This is a genomic window from Anaerostipes butyraticus (assembly GCF_016586355.1).
Classification (GTDB): Bacteria; Bacillota; Clostridia; order Lachnospirales; family Lachnospiraceae; genus Anaerostipes; species Anaerostipes butyraticus.
The window spans coordinates 1-1,545 of the sequence record NZ_BLYI01000053.1; the positions used below are offsets into that span (position 1 = coordinate 1).

Below are 1,545 nucleotides of genomic sequence, written 5' to 3' on the forward strand. Positions count from 1 at the left end.
ATGGAGTTGTCAATATTTGTGCAGTCTTTAAACCCACAAAATTAAGCAGCTTCTGCTAACGGTTGTTCCAGACGTCTCCTGTAAGCTGCTGGCGGGAGGCCATCCGGATTTGAAGTGTATATCCTTATCCGGTTGTAGTAGATAAAGACATATCTGAAAACAATTACTTTAACTTCTTCCATCTTCATCTTGTATGTTGGAATCCTGTAGAGGAGTTCCTTCTTGAGAGTAGCGAAGAAGCTTTCCATCCTGGCGTTATCAAAGCAATGGTTAACGCCACTGAGGCTCTGCAGAACACCTGCTTTATTGAGTTCTTCACGGAATGCTTCACTTGTATACTGGCTTCCGCGATCTGAATGGAGTATGGCTCCGTTCAAAGGAAACCTTTTGGCTGCTGCATTGAATGTATCAATGCACAGTTCTTTGCACATATTGCTTCGCATTACCAGAGAAAGTATTTCTCCGTTAAAGCAATCCATTATTGGAGATATGTATAGTTTGCCGTCACGGCACGATATCTGAGATATGTCGGTAAGCAACTTCTGATACGGCCGATCTGACCTGAAATCTTGTTTGATTAGGTTTTCCTTCTCCTGTATTTCAGTAGTTGCCCTGGTTAAGCCTTTCGGACGGCGCTTACGTTCATGAAGCCAACCATTTTCCTTCATGATTCTGGCTATCCTGCGCCTGCCAACCTTGTACCCGAGATTTCGAAGTGCTATCTGCATTCGATCTACACCGTAGTTATCGTTGTATATATACTCATCGAGTATTTCCTGCATAACTGCCGAAAGAACAGCGTCCTTGCTGGGATTGCCGAGATTCCTTTTGAATCTGTAATAACCGGTCTCGCTCACGTGCAGGACATCGCACATAACGCTTACAGGCCATCTGCTGCTGTATTCGCTAATGAACTCAAAACGTTTCCGAGCTCTCACTTCTTTCGGCTTTGTGCGAAAAAACCGAGAGCCTCCTTGAGTATATCGTTAGCTCGCCTGGTTTCCCGAAGTTCCGCTTCCAGTTCCTTAATGCGACGATCCTTCTCGCTGAGCGGCATCATTTTGTTACCACTGCCAACGAAAGCTTCTTCGCCGCGAGCCTTGCGCTGACGACGCCAGTCGGCAAGTGTGTAATACTTGATGCCGAGTTGATCTGCAGCTGCCTTGACGCCAATTTCATCGGACAGTTCAAGAGCCTGTAGTTTGAATTCCTTATCGTATTGCATGTCTCCACCTTCCTTAATGATATATTATCATCTTTTGGTGGATTTAACGACTGCATTTAAATGATACTACTCCAGGGTATCAAACACCATATCAAGCTCGAATTGCATAAATCGATATTTTTTAGCCACAAGTGTTACAAAAACGCTTGACCACAACAATCCCGGATCCTCTGGTATCCCTTGTCTGGGGAATCTTTGTGGATCTTTTCTATTTTATCTGCTATCCGGTGGTTTTCCAACTCGCTTTCCGGTGTCTCCCTATGCAGCCATTTATAATACGCCGCATGAGAAACACATCCAAGCCTGCACAGGCTCCGGAT

2 protein-coding genes and 1 pseudogene are annotated in these 1,545 nt (G+C 44.9%); all 3 read right to left on the bottom strand.

The window, feature by feature from the left end:
* Positions 1–41: 41 nt before the first annotated feature.
* Complete coding sequence (locus JMF81_RS12740; protein WP_140401526.1) at positions 42–938, bottom strand: IS3 family transposase; 897 nt, start codon at positions 936–938, stop codon at positions 42–44.
* Positions 935–1,225, bottom strand: a complete 291-nt coding sequence (locus tag JMF81_RS12745; protein WP_178201786.1) for a transposase — start codon at positions 1,223–1,225, stop codon at positions 935–937. The genes JMF81_RS12740 and JMF81_RS12745 overlap by 4 nt, the downstream gene beginning before the upstream one ends.
* Positions 1,226–1,359: 134 nt before the next feature.
* A pseudogene (locus JMF81_RS16310) lies at positions 1,360–1,545 on the bottom strand (hypothetical protein); the annotation flags it as partial.